Here is a 16,096-nt window from a genome sequence, read left to right as displayed (position 1 = left end):
AAATCTTATTGTTCTTCGTCACCATGGGTGCCCCCGCTCCCCTGGCTCGGCGAAAGTGCGCGAATCAGTTGTTAACAGACAATGAATCACGGCGAATCGCCGGGCAAGTTTCGCATTCCCGCAATGGACATTTTTTCGCAGCCCTGCGTTGCCCGCCCATGGCGTCGATGGACAGGGCGGCGCATAAGAAAGGACATATCCGATGGAAGAGCCCCGCAAGGATCTGCTGATGCAGGTCGATGGAATGACCTGCCAGGGTTGTGTCACTTCAGTCACCAAGGCGATCCAGCGTCTCGATCCGGGCGCCAGGGTCGAGGTGGATCTGGAGCATGGGCGCGTCCATGTCGCGACCACGGCGCAGAGCGTCGAGGTGGCGCGCGCCCTCGATGCGGCCGGCTATGAGGCCCGCGCCATGACCGGATGAGCCGAGGGTCGCGCCCGGCTCCAGGGCTTCGCCCGAAGGTCTTTTTGCGGCGCCTTGATAGGAAAGTAGCATCGGCCCCGAAAGTGGATTCCACTTTCGGGGCCGATGCTTTAGGTTCCCTTCCGCCAGCCATTTTCGGGGACCATGATGACCGCCCAAACCTCCAGAGCCGCCAACGACCTCATTGCACCCAACGACCTGGATGCCTGGTGGCTTCCGTTCACGGCCAACCGTTCCTTCAAGCAGCGCCCCCGGATGATCGCCCGCGCCAAGGGCATGTACTACTACACCCCGGACGGTCGGGAGGTGATCGACGGCGCCGCCGGCCTCTGGTGCTGCAATGCCGGTCATAACCGGGACGAGATCACGCAGGCGATCCAGGCTCAGGCGCAGGAGCTCGACTACTCGCCCGCCTTCCAGTTCGGCCATGCGGGCGGCTTCGCCCTCGCTTCGCGCCTCGCCCAGCTCGCGCCGGGCGACCTGAACCACGTCTTCTTCTGCAATTCCGGCTCCGAGGCGGTGGACACGGCCCTCAAGGTCGCTCTCGCCTATTGGAACGTGAAGGGCCAGGGCAGCAAGACGCGGCTCATCGGCCGCGAGCGCGGCTATCACGGTGTCGGCTTCGGCGGCATCTCGGTCGGCGGCATCGTCAAGAACCGCCAGTTCTTCGGCTCGCTGCTGGCGGGCGTCGACCACCTGCCCCACACCTACAACCGGGCCGAGCAGGCCTTCTCCCGGGGCGAGCCGGAATGGGGCGCGCATCTCGCCGACGAGCTGGAGCGCATCGTGACGCTCCACGACGCCTCGACCATCGCGGCCGTGATCGTCGAGCCGATGGCAGGCTCCACCGGCGTGCTGCCGCCGCCGCAGGGCTATCTCAAGCGCCTGCGCGAGATCTGCGACAAGCACGGCATCCTGCTCATCTTCGACGAGGTCATCTCGGGCTTCGGCCGCCTCGGCACGGCGTTTGCCGCCGAGCGCTACGGCGTGGTGCCCGACATGATCACCTTCGCCAAGGGCGTGAATTCCGGCACCGTGCCCATGGGCGGCGTGCTGGTGCGCGAGGGCCTCTACGACACCTTCATGAACGGCCCCGAGCACATGATCGAGCTGTTCCACGGCTACACCTATTCCGGCCACCCGCTCGCCTGCGCGGCGGCGCTCGCCACCCAGGACATCTACCGCGACGAGAAGCTGTTCGAGCGGGCCAAAACCCTGGAGCCGGTCTGGGCCGACGCGATCCATTCGCTGAAGGACCTGCCGAACGTGCTCGACATCCGCACCATCGGGATCGTGGCCGCCATCGACCTCGCCTCGCGTCCCGACGGCGTGGGCAAGCGCGCCTACGAGGCCATGGACCGGGCCTTCCAGGATTTCGGCCTGATGATGCGCGTCACCGGCGACACCATCGCCCTCTCCCCGCCGCTCATCATCACCGAGGAGCAGATCGGCGAGATCGTCGAGAAGCTGACCAAGGTGATCAAGACAGTGGCGTAACGCTCCACATTCTCCCTCGCCATGGCCGTCCCCGGGCTCGATCCGGGGATCGGTCCGGGCCATCCCGCTTTCAGACTCATCGCCCTCATCCTGAGGAGCCGCTGCAAGCGGCGTCTCGAAGGAGGAGTTCAGTGCTCTTCCGGACCCTCCTTCGAGACGCAGCCTCACGGCTGCTCCTTAGGATGAGGCCGTGCGAGACGAACGGGATCACCGCCCTGGACACCCTCTCCCGTCATGGCCGGCCTTGTGCCGGCCATCCCGATCCGGTGAGGCTCGGTACTTCAGACCATCGGGATCACCGGCACAAGGCCGGCGATGACGCTGGGGAACGCGAGGGCCAAATGAAATCGCAAGCGGAACTAGGCGCCGGCTATCCATCGAGGTCACCGGCACAAGGCCGGCGATGACGGCTGAGGGTGCAGTCGGAGGGCGCGAGGGCCGAACGGCGAACGTTGCCGATATGGCAACAAGCCTTGCCCCTCCCCGCCGCAGGGAGTAGGACCGCAGCACGTTTTTCCAATCCAACGGCTGCTGTAAAAACCATGTCCAAGGCCGACAAGATCAAGGCCCGCGCCCCGCGCGGCTTTGCCGACCGTACTCCCGCCGACCTCGCCGCCACCGAGCGCATGCTCGCGGCGATCCGCGACTCCTATGAGCTCTACGGCTTCGAGGGTGTCGAGACGCCCTTCGTCGAGTACACCGACTCGCTGGGCAAATTCCTGCCCGACCAGGACCGTCCCAACGAGGGCGTGTTCTCGTTCCAGGACGACGACGAGCAGTGGCTGTCCCTGCGCTACGACCTGACTGCGCCGCTCGCCCGTTACGTGGCCGAGAACTTCGATGCCCTGCCGAAGCCCTATCGCAGCTACCGGGTCGGCTGGGTGTTCCGAAACGAGAAGCCGGGCCCCGGCCGCTTCCGCCAGTTCATGCAGTTCGACGCCGATACGGTGGGCGCCGCCTCCGTCGCGGCTGATGCGGAAATCTGCATGATGGCCGCCGACACGATGGAGAGGCTCGGCCTCAAGCGCGGCGACTTCATCATCAAGATCAACAATCGCAAGGTTCTCGACGGCGTGCTCGAAGCCATCGGTCTCGGCGGCGAGGACAAGGCCGATCAGCGCCTGACGGTTCTTCGTGCCATCGACAAGCTCGATCGCCTCGGTCCCGAGGGCGTAAGCCAGCTCCTCGGCGCGGGCCGCAAGGACGAGAGCGGCGATTTCACCAAGGGCGCGGGCCTCGTGCCCGATGCCATCGCGCGCGTGCTCGCCTTCACGGATGCCAAGGGCGCGAACAATGCGGCGACGGTCGAGAATCTGCGCAGGGTCGTGGGCTCGTCCGCCCGCGGCGTCGAGGGCGTGAACGAGCTCGCGGAGATCGCATCGCTCGTCGCTTCCTCGGGCTACGAGGATCGCGTGACCATCGATCCGTCCGTGGTGCGCGGTCTCGAATATTACACGGGCCCCGTCTATGAGGCCGAGTTGACCTTCCAGGTCCAGGACGAGGACGGGCGTCCCGTCCGATTCGGCTCTGTGGGAGGCGGCGGGCGCTATGACGGCCTCGTGGGCCGCTTCCGCTCCGAGCCGGTTCCGGCCACCGGTTTCTCCATCGGCGTCTCGCGTCTTCTCTCGGCCCTGCAGATGGTCAAGAGCCCCATCGTCGCCGGGGCAGAAAAGCCCGGTCCGGTGGTCGTGCTCGTCATGGATAAGGACCAGATCGCCGCCTACCAGCGCATGGTTTTCACCCTGCGCCAAGCCGGCATCCGCGCCGAGCTCTATCTCGGCTCGTCGGGCATGAAGGCGCAGATGAAATATGCCGACCGGCGGCAGAGCCCCTGCGTCGTGATCCAGGGATCCAACGAGCGCGAGCGCGGCGAGGTCGAGATCAAGGACCTGATCGAAGGCGCCAAGGCGGCCCAGGCCATCGCGTCCAACGAGGAGTGGAAGGCTGCGCGTCCGGCGCAGTTTTCCGTTTCTGAACCGGATCTCGTCAAGGCGGTGCGCGAGGTCCTGGGCCGCCACTTCGGATAAGCTTGGCCTTTCGGGAACCCCTATGGTTTCATAGGGGTTATCTCCCAAGCTTGACCATCAGGAGATGAATATGCCGAAGGATAAGGACAAGAAGAGCACTGCGAAATCGAAGAAGGGTTCGGGCAAGGGCTCCGGTACGAAGCTGGCGAAATCGGCGAAGAGGTCCGGCCTTATGGACTTGATCAACACGGACCTCGGTCGTGAGATCCTCGCGGATGCCCTGATCGCCGCCGCCGGCGCTGCCGCTGCCGCCCTCACCAAGACCCGCACGGCCAAGAAGGCAGGCTCCGCCCTGGCCAATACGGGCGCACAGGGCGCCGACCTGACCCAGACGGCTGCAGGCGCCGTCGCCGGCGTCGTGACGGAAGCCGCCCGCCATTTCCTGCCCCCCAGCCTCCTGGGCGAAGGAGAGGCCGAGAGCGGCGCCAAGTCCGAGCCCAAGAAGGTCAAGTACGTCCAACGCTCCAGCGATCACAGCAAGCGGAAGACGACCAGGGCAAAGAGCGCGAAGAGCGAAACGGCCGAGAAGCCCTGAGTTTCTCATCGCCACGCCGTCATTCGGGGGCGCGCCTTTGGCGCGAACCCGGGACCCATAATTGCTGCCGGCCTACGGATCGATGCAGCGGTTACACCACCGCTCTTTCCTCCAACCAAGTATCCATGAGTTCCGGGTTCTGCTTCGCAGCCCCGGAACGACGCACTTTCCCGCCCCATTCACCCTTCCCGTCAAAAACAATCGCCTTCCTGGCCGGGCATTGCTAGAGAGCATGCCGACACAAGGATTGGGCAAGGCCAGTGACGGAGACGGATGCCATTGTTGCGCTGATCGCGCTTTTCGAGCGCGAGGGCTATGCGCGGATCGAGCCGCCGGTACTTCAGCCTGCGGACGTGTTCATCGACCTCTCCGGCGAGGATATCCGGCGCCGTATGTTCGTGACCCAGGATGCCTCGGGCACGGAACTGTGCCTCAGGCCCGAATACACGATCCCCGCCTGCCTCCAGCACCTCTCCCGGCATGGCGCCCAGCCCTCCGGCTATTCCTATGGCGGCCCCGTCTTCCGGATGCGTGCAGGCGAGAGCGGCGAGTTCCTGCAGGCGGGCCTTGAATCCATCGGCCGGACCGATGTCTCGGCTGTCGATGCGGAGATCCTCGCCCTCGCCCTGGACGGCCTCAAGCAGATCGACGGCCCCGCCCCCATCGTGAAGCTGGGCGACATGGGCCTTCTCCACGCCCTGATCGATGCCCTGGGCATCGCGCCCGCCGCCAAGCGGCGCGTGATCCGGGCCATCGTGTCGGGCCAGGGATTGGCCAGCCTCGCCGAGCCCGAGGGGCCGGGTGCCCAAGAGCATGCAGGCCTGCTCGCCGCCATCGAGGGCCAGGCGCCCCAGGCCGCCAAAGCCTTCGTGGAAGACATCCTGTCGATTGCCGGCATCGCCCGCGTCGGTGGGCGCAGCGCGGGCGAGATCGCCGAGCGCTTCCTGGCCCGCGCGGCGAACCGCACCGGCCTGTCCGACGAAGCGCGGCAGGTCCTGGAGCGCTATCTCACGATCGCCGGCGATCCGGACCAGGCGGCCCATGCGGTCCGGACCCTCGCCAAGGATGCGGGGCTCGACCTCAACGGGGCGCTCGCCACCTTCGAGGAGCGCACCGGCTTCATGGCGGCCCGAGGCCTCGATGTGAGCGCCTTCTCGTTCGCCGCCACCTTCGCCCGCAATCTCGACTACTACACGGGCTTCATCTTCGAGGTGCAGGACCCCCGCCGCAGCGACGGCAAGCCCATCGTGGGCGGTGGACGCTATGACCGCCTGCTCGAGCATCTCGGCGCCGAGGCTCCGATCCCGGCGGTCGGCTGCTCCTTCTGGCTCGACCGCATCGTGGGGAGGCCCTGATGACCGATTCTCCTCTCATTCTGGCCGTCCCTTCCAAAGGGCGCCTGCAGGAGAACGCGGCTGCGTTCTTCGCCCGTGCCGGCCTTGTCTTTACCCAGTCCCGCGGCGCGCGCGACTATCGCGGCACGCTCGCCGGCGTACCCGACGTGGAGGTCGCCTTCCTCTCGGCCTCCGAGATCGTGAGCCAGCTCGCCAGCGGCATGGCCCATCTCGGCATCACCGGCGAGGATCTGATCCGCGAGCAGATCGCGGATGCGGACGAGGCCGTGGAGATGCTGACCCCGCTCGGCTTCGGCCATGCCAATGTGGTCGTCGCCGTGCCGCAGGCCTGGATCGACGTGCGCACCATGGCCGATCTCGACGAGGTGGCGGCCGATCTTCGCGCCCGTCACGGCTACAAGATGCGGGTCGCGACCAAATACGTGAACCTCACCCGCCGTTTCTTTGCCGAGCAGGGCGTGGCGGATTACCGGATCGTCGAGAGCCTGGGCGCCACCGAGGGCGCGCCGGGCGCGGGCTCGGCGGAGCTCATCGTCGACATCACCACAACCGGCGCGACGCTTGCGGCCAACGCGCTGAAGATCCTCGACGATGGCATCATGCTGCGCTCCGAGGCCAACCTCGTGGCTTCGGCCCGCGCTCCCTGGACGGATCGGGCGCGGGCTGCCGCGACCGCCGTGCTGACCCGCATCGCCGCCGAGGAAGAGGCACGCACGAGCCGCGAGGTGCGGGCGGCGCTCGATCCGGCCCGGGCCTCCGCGCTCGTGTCGCTGGCGAAGGGCCACGGCGCCGCGCTCCCCTATGGCAATGCTCTGGGCCGAGAGGTCGTGCTGCATTGCCGGGCAGCGACGGTGTTCGAGATCGTGGCGGCCCTGCAGGGCATCGGTGCGCAGGACATCACGGTCCGCGCTTTCGACTATCTGTTTCGCCCCACCAATGCTCTCACCGAGCGGCTCCTGCGGCGGATTGGATAGCATGATCCTGCAGCCTCTTTCACGAAGACTTCAGGTTTCGTGCGTTCCATTACGTGAGAGACAAGACAACATCACCTTGGGCGTTGCCTCAATGCTCAAGGCCCCTTATGGTCCCTGCGTTTTTTCGATGAAGAGGTTCCGATGAACGCCCTTCGACTTGCGACATTCTTGGCGGCCCTCGCTACCGTCTCCATGGCTCACGCCCAGACAGCCGCGACGCTCGGCCGGCCGGTCGGCCCGACCCGCCAGGTGGACAACAAGGTTCCGCAGCCGGGCGAGGGAGGCAAGATCTTCCCGCTGAACTCCTCTTGGGTGGCCGTCAGCCTGAACGGCAAGCCCTTCTCCGGCGACCGCCCGAGCTTCAAGCTCGACGATCAGCTCCGAGCCACGGGTTTCAGCGGCTGCAACACCTATGCGACCGCCGCCTATCCCCTGCGCGAGCAGAGTCTGGCAGTCGGCCCCTTCGCCCTGACGAAGAAGAGCTGCGACAAGACCACTATGGCCATCGAACAGGCCTTCCTCGTGGCGCTCCGCTCCTCCGGCAAGTGGGACATCCAGGGCCGCAACCTGATCATCCGCACCCAGAACGGCGGCGAACTGCGCTTCGAACGGTCGCTCTGAGGCATTCGCTCTATTCGAACGAAGGCCGGCTTCACGCCGGCCTTTTTCGTTGTCCTGGTCATTGCCGGCCGGAGATGGCGCAGCCATCCCAGGGGAAGGAATCCCTCAGCTCAGTGCGCGTGGGTGAATCCCTCCCCTCGCCTTCGGCTTGGCCTGAGGATGATCCCATACCGTCATGCCCGGCCTTGTGCCGGGCATGACGAAAGTATTGGAGAGGCTTACTCCGCGGGCTCGGCCTGCCGCAGGTCGACAGGGGTCGAGAGGCCGCCTTCGGTCTTCTTCATGTCGATGCGCCGGTCGTGATAGGCGGCGAGCGTCGAGCGGTGACCGATGGAGACGACCGTCGTGTTCGGCAGCTTCTCCCTGATGATGCGGTAGATCTCCGCCTCCGTGGGCTCGTCCAGGGCGGCCGTCGCCTCATCCAGGAACAGCCAGTCGGGCTTGGCGAGAAGTGCGCGGGCGACCGCGAGGCGCTGCTGCTCGCCGAGCGACAGGGTCTGTCCCCAGTTGCGCTCCTCGTCGAGCCGGTCCGCGATCTGCGGGAGCTTGGCGGTGCGCAGGGCTTCCGCCATCTCGGAATCCGTGTAGGCATCGACCTTGCTCGGATAGGTCACGGCATCGCGCAGCGTCCCGATCGGAATGTAGGGGCGTTGCGGAAGGAGCATCATGCTTTGCCCCTCCGGCACCTGGATCTGCCCTTCGCCGAAGGGCCAGATGCCCGCGATGGCACGGAAGAGGGTCGATTTGCCCGAGCCCGATGGACCCGTCATCAGGGTGCGCTCGCCCGGGCGGAAATCAAGCTCGTCCGTGTGCAGCAGGGCGCTCCCATCGGGCAGTCGCACGTCGAGATCCTCCAGGTGCAGCTCACGGCCTACCTTCGGAGTGATCGCCAGCTTGCTATCGCCACCGACGCGCTGAGCGGACGCAATCGCGCCCTCGAACGTGGTGAGACGGTCGAGCACGGCCTTGTAGTCGGCAAGCGTCGTATAGATCGTGATGAAGTAAGTCAGCGCCGACTCCACCCGTGAGAACGCGCCCACCACCTGCTGCATCTGGCCCAGGGAGATCTTGCCGACGAAGTAGTAGGGCGCGGTCAGGATGTAAGGCACCACCACGTTGGCCTGGAAATAGGCCGAGGTGAAGGTGTTGAGCTTGATGAGGCGGAACACGATCCGCATGTAATTGTCGACGATCTGTCCGAACCGTCGTCCAAGGCCTTCCCGCTCGGCCGACTCGCCGGAGAGAAGTGCGACCTGCTCCGCGTATTCGCGCAGGCGTGCCAGGGAGAAGCGGTAGTTCGCCTCCACACGCTCCTGCTCGAAGTTCAGAGCGATCAGCGGTCGACCGATGAGGTGCGTCACCCACGTGCCGAGAATGGCGTACCCTGCGCAGACCCACACCAGCAGACCCGGTATCTCCACACTCGTCCCCGGAAAGGTGAAGCCGGCCGAGATGGTCCAGAGGATGGCCACGAAGGAGACGAGGGTCGCGGCCTGGTTCATCAGGCCGACGGACAGGGAATAAGTGCTCTCGACGAACTTGCGCAGGTCTTCCGAGATACGCTGGTCCGGATTGTCCGCGCCACGGCCCATGATCTGCATCCGGTAATGCGTCCCGTCGCCGAGCCACTCGCGCAGGTAATAGGTGTTGAGAAAGGCACGCCAGCGGATGGTGAGCACGTTCTGCAGCAGCACCTCGGTCAGCGCGATGGCCACGAACACGGCTGCCAAAGGCGTGAAGATGACGAAGAGCTGATACCAGAAGGCCGCGGCATCCTTGGCCTCGAGCGCATTGAACATATCGCGCGAAAAGAAGCTGAGACGGACGTTGAGCGCGACCTGAGCGAGGTTGATCGCGATGAGAATTCCGATCATCCAGGTGCCGATGACACCTTCGCGAGCCCGCACGAGACCGATGAAAGGGATGCGGATGACGCTATCGGCCTGGGAGGCGAGATAAAGATCGGTGATGCGGCAGATGGTGCGGACGACGGGAACGTAGGACAGGCCATAAATGATGGCACCGAAGCCCGTCGCGCCAAGCGCGGCAGACGGCGGCGGAACATATCCCGTGTAGTCGCCCGTGATCACCCCTGCGGCTGCACCGAGGACAAGAGCCACAAGCACAAGGTGGGTCGCCGACAGCATCACAACGAAGATGCGCAGGAACTTGGGAATATCCCGTCCGACGAACACGATCCCGGCGAGGGCCAGGGTCGAGAGGGGCAGGTAGAACGGAACCGCAGCCGCCCCGGACAGGGAAGCCACCAGGACGCCCAGACCTATGAGTGCCAGCGCAATGCTCGCCTTGATCATACATATCTCCTGCCGAGATCCCGTTCTCGGCTCCATAGAAACCTGGAGAAGCCGGATCAATCGTGCTTGTGGCGAAAGAAAGGAGGAACTTCCTTCCGGCACAAGCGATAGCAGCCTTGTGAGAAGAGCAATAGGCGGTTATTGGCCTATCACGTTCGACAAAACAGATTGTCCTGTTTAAAGAACGAAAAGGTTGACTTAGAGAACGGGATGTTTCATGTGTCATTTCGACATCCCCACGTCACTGGAAAAGGCGACCCCATGAACGCCCCTCTTGGATATCTCGGCGAGCAGACTGCCCAGCGCCTGATCCCGGCGGAGCCCATCGTGCGCCTGGAAAAGGCGTCGAAGACCTTCCCCGGCCGTGACGGCCAGCCCGTGACCGCGCTGCAGGAGATCAACCTCGCCGTACCCCAGGGCTCCATCCTCGGCGTGATCGGCCGTTCCGGCGCGGGCAAATCGACCCTGATCCGGCTGGTGAACGGACTCGAAAAGCCTACTTCCGGCAAGGTGATCGTTGACGGCGCCGATATCGCGGCCCTTCCCGAGGCCGCCCTTCGCCATGCCCGCCGCTCCATCGGCATGATCTTCCAGCACTTCAATCTGCTCTCCTCGCGCACGGCGGCTCAGAACATTGCCCTGCCGCTCGAGGTCGCGGGCTATGACAAGGCCGAGATCAAGACCCGCGTCGAGGAGCTGCTGGCCCTCGTCGGCCTCTCGGACAAGCGCAACCGCTATCCGTCCGAGCTCTCCGGCGGCCAGAAGCAGCGCGTCGGCATCGCCCGTGCGCTCGCCACCAAGCCCAAGGTTCTCCTGTCGGACGAGGCAACTTCAGCCCTCGACCCGGAAACCACCCGTTCGATCCTCGACCTGCTCGGGCGCATCAACGACGAGCTCGGCCTGACCATCCTGCTCATCACCCACGAGATGGCGGTGATCCGCAACATCGCCCGCGAGGTCGCGGTGATCGAAGGCGGACGCATCGTCGAGCAGGGCGACGTGTTCGAGGTCTTCACCCGCCCGCAGCACGAAGTCACCCGCTCCTTCCTGGCCGACGAGTCCGGCCGCGCGCTGCCGCCCTATGTGCAGAGCAGGCTTCGGCCCGAGGCGACGCCCGGCAGCCAGGCGGTCATCCGGATCGGCTTCCGCGGTCCGCATGCGACCGATCCGGTTCTCGCGCGGCTCGCGCGCGATCTCAACATCGAGACCAACATCCTGTCGGGCTCGGTGGACGAAATCGCAGGCCGCCCCTTCGGCACCCTCGTCGTCGGCGTGCCGGAGCAGTTCCTCGCCACTACACTCGATTTCCTGAACAAGCACGGTCTCGACACGGAGGTCCTCGGCCATGTCGCCTGAGATGATCCGCCTCATCGCCAACTCCACTGGCGAAACCCTCTACATGGTCGCGGTCGCGGCGCTGATCGCAACGGCCTTCGGCCTGCCGCTCGGCGTGTTTCTCGCCACGTCCGGCAAGGGCGAGCTCTTTGCCGCGCCCTGGGTCAATCGCGTGCTCGGCGTCGTCGTCAACGCCACGCGCTCGACGCCGTTCATCATTCTCGTCGTGGCGATCATTCCCTTCACGCGTCTGATCGCCGGCACGTCCATCGGCACCAACGCCGCCATCGTGCCGCTGACGATCGCTGCCACGCCTTTCATCGCGCGTCTCATCGAAGGCGCGATCCGCGAGGTGGACCAGGGACTGATCGAGGCCGCGCGCGCCTTCGGCGCAAGCCCGCTGCAGATCGTCGGCAAGGTGCTGATCCCGGAAGCCCTGCCCGGCATCGTTCTCGGCCTGACGCTCGCCATCGTTTCGCTCCTCGGCTTCTCGGCCATGGTGGGCGCAGTCGGCGGCGGCGGCCTCGGCGATCTTGGCATTCGCTACGGCTACCAGCGCTTCATGCCCGAAATGATGCTCGCCGTCGTGGTCGTCCTCATCGTTCTCGTTCAGGCGGTGCAGAGCATCGGCGACCGCCTTGCACGCAGCCTCAACAAGCGCATCCGTCACGCCTAACCCTTCAAGAAAATATCGTACAAGGAGTACCAACATGTCCCTGAAGAAACTGGGCCTCGCCGCCCTCCTCTCGTTCGCTGCCCTGCCCGCACTCGCGCAGACGCAGACCGTCCGCATCGGCGCCACGCCCGGCCCGCACGCGCAGATCCTCGAAGCCGTGAAGCCGATCGCCGCCAAGAAGGGGCTCGACCTCAAGATCGTCGAGTTCTCTGACTACGTGGTGCCGAATACGGCTCTGGCCGGCGGCGACATCGAGGCGAACTCGTTCCAGAACCAGCCCTATCTCGACAATCAGGTCGCCGACCGCGGTTTCAAGATCGAGAGCGTCGCGCTCACCGTGAATTTCCCGATCGGCATCTACTCGAAGAAGCACAAGAGCCTCGAGGCGCTGCCGAGCGGTGCGACGATCTCGATCCCGAACGACCCGACCAATGGCGGCCGTGCGCTCATTCTTCTGCAGGACAAGGGCCTCATCAAGCTGAAGGACGGTGTAGGCTACAAGCCGACGCCTCTCGACGTCACAGAGAACACCAAGAAGCTGAAATTCGTCGAGATCGAAGCTGCCCAGGGACCGCGCGTGCTCGACGACGTCGATGCCGCAGTCATCAACACCAACTATGCGACATCGGGCGGTTTGGATCCGGTGAAGGATCCGATCGCCCGCGAGAATCCGAAAGGTCCTTACGTGAACCTCATCGCGGTACGCAGCGAGGACAAAGACAAGCCGTGGGTGAAGGCTCTCGTCGAGTCCTACCACACTCCCGAGGTGAAGCAGTTCATCGAGGAGAAGTTCAAAGGCTCAGTGCTCACCAGCTGGTAAGCTCTCCGTCCGAGATTTCAGGAAGCCGGCCCAAAGGGCCGGCTTTTCCATTTATTTCTGCCGCGGCTCCTTCAAGTTCTCTCCAGCGGCGCTCAGCTTTCCATCCCGTTTGGCCTTGACGGCTTCCAGCAAAGTCCAGGCGGCGTTGCGCACTTCGTCCTGCACGGCCCGATCCTGATCGAGCTCCTCGTGGCTGGTGGCATAGGGTTTCCAGTAGCCGATATAGCGGTCGAATTCCGCTGCCCCGCCGGCGGGCACGAGGTCCATGGCGCGCAGCCAGTCGGACAGGCTGCGGCGGACGCCGCCCGCGCCTTCGGTATCGCCATGGACGATGACGGAGAAGAGCCTGCCCTCCAGGTGCTTGGGATAATCCCAGCCCTTCAGCTCGAGACCCTTCGCGAGATCGGTTTTCTTGCCCTGGGTCGAGGTCGGGTCAGGATTGCCGCCATCGGCGCAGACGAGCCGGTCCATCATCAGCTTCAAGGGGGATGAGACCTGATACCAGTTGACGGGAGTAACGATCATCACCCCGTGAGCCTCGACCCAGCGGGGATAGATCTCGTTCATCCAGTCCTGCGTCTGGCCAAGGGAGTAGTTGGGATAGCAGGAGCAGGGCCAGTGGCACAAAGCGGCCGCCGTCGAGAAGCAGGCCTTGCAGGGATGGATGTGACGGCCGTACTCGGCGGTGAGACGGCTCAATTCGAGCACTTCGACCTCGGTGTTGCCGGCACTGGCAAGAACCTGATGCGCAATCTCGACAAGGCGATAGCTTTTGGACATCTCGCCGGGACAGGTATGTTCGCTGCGAGACGAAGCGGAGACGAGGAGAAAGCGGGCTGGCCCCGTCCTGTCCTCGTGCCGCTTCTGCGCAAGGTCGATCGCTTCCTTCGCGGCGATCCAATCGACCGCGAGATCGTACTCGGGATCGGCGAAACCTGGGCCCGCCTTGCGAGTCTTAGGGCTCTTCCTGTGATGGCTGTAGGCATCCCAGGCAGCATCGGCGACGCGTTGAAGCTCGCCTCCCAGTGCCTCGAAAGCGGGGTCCTGGAACTGCTCGAGAAATCGCTTCCGGAACTCACCTTCGTCAAGGGTCGGATCGGGCGTGCCTTTCCGCGCTTCTGGAACGGACAAGACGAGCTCCTGCTGCAAGGAATTGGTGTGCCAAGCTTGCAACGCAGGTTGGCCATGCCGGTTCCGGCATGGCGCTGGCTCGGGGCGATCACTATTTGCTTAGTCCCAATGAGCTCTATCTTCCTGCCGCACAATCAATGGAGCAGTCCATGTCGACCATACCCACTGTCCGCCTGAACGATGGAAACGCCATGCCGCAATTCGGCTACGGCGTCTGGCGGGTCTCCAACGAGGAAGCCGCGAGCGCTATCGGCGAGGCCATCAAGGCAGGTTACCGCTCCATTGATACGGCGGCCATCTACGGCAACGAGGAAGGCGTCGGACAGGCCATCAAGGCAGCGCCGGTCTCGCGTGACGAACTCTTCATCACCACGAAGGTTTGGAACGACCGTCACGGCTATGACGAGACGCTGCGCGCCTTCGACGAGAGCCTGGCTCGTCTCCAGCTCGATCATGTCGATCTCTATCTCATCCACTGGCCCGTCGCGGGCAGCGAGGCCTATCGCGAGACATGGCGTGCGCTGATCAAGCTGAAGCAGGATGGACGTGCGAAATCCATTGGTGTGTCGAACTTCATGGTGCAGCATCTGCAGCGGCTGATCGACGAGACCGGCGTGACGCCGTCCGTCAACCAGATCGAGCTTCATCCCCGCCTCCAGCAGACGGAACTTCGCGAGTTCCATGCCAAGAACGGGATCGCCACGGAGTCCTGGAGCCCGCTTGGACAAGGCACCCTCATCGCCGATGAAACCCTTGCCGCGATCGGCCGCAAGTACGGAAAGACGCCGGCTCAGGTCATCCTGCGCTGGCATCTCGACAACGGCCTCGTCGTCATTCCGAAATCCGTGACGCCCTCCCGCATGCGCGAGAACATCAGCGTGTTCGACTTCAAGCTCGATGCGGAGGATATGCGCGCGATCGAAGGTCTCAATGATGCTTCCGGCCGTGTCGGACCCGATCCGGCGGTCTTCGGCTGAAGATTGCAACGAATGCTACAGGTGACCCTTCGCAGGGTCGCCTGCAGCCTCGAACTGTTTGAAGATCGCTTCGGCGATCGGCAGGAGCTGGGTCCGATCCGCTTTGGCGGAGACCACGTAAGACAATCCCTTATCGATCCAGGAGAATGCCGACACACCGCCCTGCTCTTCGAAGCGGAAGGATGTCTGCGCCTCGCTTCCCCCGGAGCGGGCATAGAGTGTGAGGCGATTGCCCCCCACATTCTCATACATGAATTGCGCCGCGGCCTCGCCGCTGTCGGGAAGCAGTCTGCCCCCGATGAGATGATAGCCCTGGGCATTGAGGTTCGGGGCAGTCAACGGCTTGCCCACACGGCGCGACAGCCATTGCACGAGATGCGCCTCCTGATCGGCGGGAACTTCCACAGGGTGCAACCGCTCGCTGACATAGATGCGATGCGCCGCAATGGCATTGTCGGCAACGCTTATAGCCGCCGATTGCGTCTGTGCGCGGGACGCCCACCAGACTCCGCCCCAAGCTCCAAGGATTCCGCCGATTGCAAGCCACGCCAATGCGGCGGCGTAAGCGGCCGGACGAACCAGCGGAGAACGGCGTTGGGCTGCAACGAGATTGGCAATGCGCAAGCGCGAAGGAATGGGCTCCTGAGCCTTGAAGGCGAGTCGTGTGCGCAAGGCCTCGCGGTGCTCGATCTCGCGCTCGACCTGTTCGGCCGTCGCCGAATGATCGGCGAGATACGCCCTCACCGCCTCGAGCCGCGACGGTGAGAGCCTGCCGTCGACGAAGGCCTGCAGATCGTCTTCTCCGATGGGTCGCTCGCCCGTCACTTCACTCTCCTCAAGACGGCGCCGCGTCCAGTCTCCATGAACTCTCTCAGCCGCGCACGCGCCCGGCTTAAGCGAGACATCACCGTGCCAAGCGGGATGTCCAGCACCTGCGCGGCCTGCTCGTAGGACAGGTCCTCGACGCCGACCAGCAGCAGGATGGAGCGCTGCTCCTCCGGCAAGGCATCGAGCCCCTTCAGAACGTCGCGCAGACCGGCATGGCTCTCGGGGCTCATCCCGGGCGCCGGAACATCGTTCAGGGCCTCTTCTCCCACGCGGGTGCCGCGCGCTTTGCGCCGGCGCAAGCCGTTGATGAACAAGTTGCGCTGGATGGCAAAGAGCCAGGCTCTCAGATCGCCGTCGCGTCGCTGGTTCCAGCGGCTGATCGCACGCTCCAGAGTATCCTGGACGAGATCGTCCGCCGCCTCGCAATCGCGCAGAAGGGCCCAGGCGTAACGGCGCAAGCCCGGAATCTGCGGCTCGAGAAGGGAAGCGATCTCGTCCAAGGTCAATTCTCACGCATCAGGCATCATTCAACGATGAACCTGCTCGTCCTGCAAGCCCAGAGCATCGAACCCGAAAGTGGA

15 protein-coding genes are annotated in these 16,096 nt (G+C 64.5%); 11 read left to right on the top strand and 4 right to left on the bottom strand.

The features are described from left to right. Positions 1 to 202: 202 nt before the first annotated feature. The 7 genes from ACD578_RS00990 to ACD578_RS00960 all read left to right on the top strand — a co-directional run bounded on the left by ACD578_RS00990 (position 203) and on the right by ACD578_RS00960 (position 7,433). A complete protein-coding gene (locus ACD578_RS00990; protein ID WP_152718581.1) occupies positions 203 to 424 on the top strand; it encodes a heavy-metal-associated domain-containing protein in 222 nt (73 codons plus the stop codon). Between the two features lie 147 nt (positions 425 to 571). Beyond that, on the top strand, positions 572 to 1,921 hold the full coding sequence (locus tag ACD578_RS00985; RefSeq protein WP_404293632.1) for an aspartate aminotransferase family protein: 1,350 nt from the start codon (positions 572 to 574) through the stop codon (positions 1,919 to 1,921). A 542-nt stretch (positions 1,922 to 2,463) separates the two neighbouring features. Next, a complete protein-coding gene (hisS, locus tag ACD578_RS00980) occupies positions 2,464 to 3,948 on the top strand; it encodes a histidine--tRNA ligase (RefSeq protein WP_404290067.1) in 1,485 nt (494 codons plus the stop codon). Between the two features lie 70 nt (positions 3,949 to 4,018). Continuing rightward, positions 4,019 to 4,483, top strand: coding sequence for a hypothetical protein (locus tag ACD578_RS00975; protein ID WP_404290065.1), 465 nt, complete (start codon positions 4,019 to 4,021; stop codon positions 4,481 to 4,483). A gap of 260 nt (positions 4,484 to 4,743) precedes the next feature. Then, positions 4,744 to 5,838, top strand: a complete 1,095-nt coding sequence (locus ACD578_RS00970; protein ID WP_404290063.1) for an ATP phosphoribosyltransferase regulatory subunit — start codon at positions 4,744 to 4,746, stop codon at positions 5,836 to 5,838. After that, complete coding sequence (gene hisG / locus ACD578_RS00965) at positions 5,838 to 6,812, top strand: ATP phosphoribosyltransferase (protein ID WP_404290061.1); 975 nt, start codon at positions 5,838 to 5,840, stop codon at positions 6,810 to 6,812. Before ACD578_RS00970 ends, hisG begins: the two co-directional genes overlap by 1 nt. 141 nt (positions 6,813 to 6,953) lie before the next feature. Beyond that, positions 6,954 to 7,433 carry an META domain-containing protein gene (locus tag ACD578_RS00960; protein ID WP_152711475.1) on the top strand — a complete coding sequence of 160 codons (480 nt, stop codon included), beginning with the start codon at positions 6,954 to 6,956 and terminating at the stop codon, positions 7,431 to 7,433. A gap of 218 nt (positions 7,434 to 7,651) precedes the next feature. Here ACD578_RS00960 and ACD578_RS00955 read toward each other — a convergent pair whose 3' ends face one another. Further along, positions 7,652 to 9,748 (bottom strand): ABC transporter ATP-binding protein/permease, encoded by a 2,097-nt coding sequence (locus ACD578_RS00955; protein WP_404290058.1) that lies wholly within the window; start codon positions 9,746 to 9,748, stop codon positions 7,652 to 7,654. Positions 9,749 to 10,009: 261 nt separating this feature from the next. Between ACD578_RS00955 and ACD578_RS00950 the strand changes: the two genes are divergently transcribed. From ACD578_RS00950 to ACD578_RS00940, 3 genes are read left to right on the top strand one after another with little or no spacing between them, the layout of a single operon-like run. Next, the gene (locus ACD578_RS00950; RefSeq protein WP_152711477.1) at positions 10,010 to 11,104 is read left to right on the top strand and encodes a methionine ABC transporter ATP-binding protein; all 1,095 of its coding nucleotides are present in this window, start codon (positions 10,010 to 10,012) and stop codon (positions 11,102 to 11,104) included. After that, positions 11,094 to 11,759 carry a methionine ABC transporter permease gene (locus ACD578_RS00945; protein ID WP_152711478.1) on the top strand — a complete coding sequence of 222 codons (666 nt, stop codon included), beginning with the start codon at positions 11,094 to 11,096 and terminating at the stop codon, positions 11,757 to 11,759. The genes ACD578_RS00950 and ACD578_RS00945 overlap by 11 nt, the downstream gene beginning before the upstream one ends. Positions 11,760 to 11,793: 34 nt before the next feature. Beyond that, on the top strand, positions 11,794 to 12,579 hold the full coding sequence (locus ACD578_RS00940) for a MetQ/NlpA family ABC transporter substrate-binding protein (protein ID WP_404290055.1): 786 nt from the start codon (positions 11,794 to 11,796) through the stop codon (positions 12,577 to 12,579). Positions 12,580 to 12,630: 51 nt separating this feature from the next. Here ACD578_RS00940 and ACD578_RS00935 read toward each other — a convergent pair whose 3' ends face one another. Beyond that, positions 12,631 to 13,710, bottom strand: a complete 1,080-nt coding sequence (locus ACD578_RS00935) for a flavodoxin family protein (RefSeq protein WP_404290053.1) — start codon at positions 13,708 to 13,710, stop codon at positions 12,631 to 12,633. 149 nt (positions 13,711 to 13,859) lie between these two features. Here ACD578_RS00935 and ACD578_RS00930 point away from each other — a divergent pair, with 149 nt between their 5' ends. Then, positions 13,860 to 14,687 carry an aldo/keto reductase gene (locus ACD578_RS00930; RefSeq protein WP_404290051.1) on the top strand — a complete coding sequence of 276 codons (828 nt, stop codon included), beginning with the start codon at positions 13,860 to 13,862 and terminating at the stop codon, positions 14,685 to 14,687. Between the two features lie 15 nt (positions 14,688 to 14,702). Here ACD578_RS00930 and ACD578_RS00925 read toward each other — a convergent pair whose 3' ends face one another. Then, entirely contained in the window at positions 14,703 to 15,512 is an 810-nt protein-coding gene (locus ACD578_RS00925; protein ID WP_404290049.1) for an anti-sigma factor family protein, read from the bottom strand. After that, complete coding sequence (locus ACD578_RS00920; RefSeq protein WP_404290047.1) at positions 15,509 to 16,015, bottom strand: sigma-70 family RNA polymerase sigma factor; 507 nt, start codon at positions 16,013 to 16,015, stop codon at positions 15,509 to 15,511. Before ACD578_RS00920 ends, ACD578_RS00925 begins: the two co-directional genes overlap by 4 nt. Positions 16,016 to 16,096 lie beyond the last annotated feature (81 nt).

Source organism: Microvirga sp. RSM25 (assembly GCF_044784385.1).
In the GTDB taxonomy this organism is placed as follows: domain Bacteria; phylum Pseudomonadota; class Alphaproteobacteria; order Rhizobiales; family Beijerinckiaceae; genus Microvirga; species Microvirga tunisiensis.
This window is presented reverse-complemented; position numbering and strand designations above follow the sequence as displayed.

Coding starts and splice junctions, on each gene's coding strand:
- ACD578_RS00955 (WP_404290058.1), bottom strand. CDS start 9,748: ATGATCAAGGCGAGCATTGCGCTGGCACTCATAGGTCTGGGCGTCCTG.
- ACD578_RS00985 (WP_404293632.1), top strand. CDS start 572: ATGACCGCCCAAACCTCCAGAGCCGCCAACGACCTCATTGCACCCAAC.
- hisS (WP_404290067.1), top strand. CDS start 2,464: ATGTCCAAGGCCGACAAGATCAAGGCCCGCGCCCCGCGCGGCTTTGCC.
- ACD578_RS00960 (WP_152711475.1), top strand. CDS start 6,954: ATGAACGCCCTTCGACTTGCGACATTCTTGGCGGCCCTCGCTACCGTC.
- ACD578_RS00930 (WP_404290051.1), top strand. CDS start 13,860: ATGTCGACCATACCCACTGTCCGCCTGAACGATGGAAACGCCATGCCG.
- ACD578_RS00940 (WP_404290055.1), top strand. CDS start 11,794: ATGTCCCTGAAGAAACTGGGCCTCGCCGCCCTCCTCTCGTTCGCTGCC.
- ACD578_RS00945 (WP_152711478.1), top strand. CDS start 11,094: ATGTCGCCTGAGATGATCCGCCTCATCGCCAACTCCACTGGCGAAACC.
- ACD578_RS00950 (WP_152711477.1), top strand. CDS start 10,010: ATGAACGCCCCTCTTGGATATCTCGGCGAGCAGACTGCCCAGCGCCTG.
- ACD578_RS00990 (WP_152718581.1), top strand. CDS start 203: ATGGAAGAGCCCCGCAAGGATCTGCTGATGCAGGTCGATGGAATGACC.
- hisG (WP_404290061.1), top strand. CDS start 5,838: ATGACCGATTCTCCTCTCATTCTGGCCGTCCCTTCCAAAGGGCGCCTG.
- ACD578_RS00975 (WP_404290065.1), top strand. CDS start 4,019: ATGCCGAAGGATAAGGACAAGAAGAGCACTGCGAAATCGAAGAAGGGT.